The following is a 673-nucleotide window of genomic DNA, read 5'->3' as shown; positions in this document are numbered from 1 at the left end:
GGCATGCCCCGCACGCGCGCCGCCACCCTCTCCGCCGTCGCCACCGCGGCCCTGGCCGACCCCCGCCTGTTCGACACCGCCGACTGCCTCGACAACGCCGTCACCCGCCTGCGCACCCTGCGCGGCGTCGGCGAATGGACCGCCCAATACATCGCCCTGCGCCAGCTACGCGAACCCGACGCCTTCCCCGCCTCCGACATCGGCCTGATCCGCGCCCTGGAAAAACTGGAAAACCGCCAATACACCCCCGCCCAGCTCCTGGCCCGCGCCGAAGCCTGGCGCCCCTGGCGCGCCTATGCGGCCCAGCACTTGTGGGCGGAATATTGAAGAAACCGGATGGCGTTACGCAATGTGGGAAGACGCCAGCCCGTACGATCAGGCAGGCAAGCTCAAAGGATGGAATCGGAAGGAAGAGGGAGCGCCGAGTCACGAGGCAGTGACGTGGAGAAAATCAACGCATGACGCAGTACGACAACTAAAGCGTCCAAGGCATCGACAGCGCCAAGCACTAAATCAATGGCGTTCCACGGAGCCCGCAGAACGAGACCACGCCTATCCAACAAAAAAACACCTTCAGCGCGCCCCTCTCCGCAAGCGCGCAGCGAACACCGTTCCGACGCAACAAATCGCGTATGCAATAACCGGCCGCGCAGGGCGGCCGGTTATTGCGGGC

The 673-nt window shown here is 65.1% G+C and carries 1 protein-coding gene; it reads left to right on the top strand.

Going from position 1 to position 673, the window contains the following annotated elements; translation table 11 throughout:
* A partial coding sequence (locus DK459_RS02115; RefSeq protein WP_370445584.1) for a DNA-3-methyladenine glycosylase occupies positions 1-327 on the top strand: 327 nt, incomplete at its 5' end.
* Between the last annotated feature and the right edge of the window lie 346 nt (positions 328-673).

Origin of the sequence: Achromobacter sp. RW408 (assembly GCF_003184165.1) — a bacterium.
GTDB lineage: Bacteria > Pseudomonadota > Gammaproteobacteria > Burkholderiales > Burkholderiaceae_B > Achromobacter > Achromobacter xylosoxidans.
Note: the sequence above shows the minus strand (reverse complement) of the source record. Positions and strands in the feature narration are given on the sequence as shown.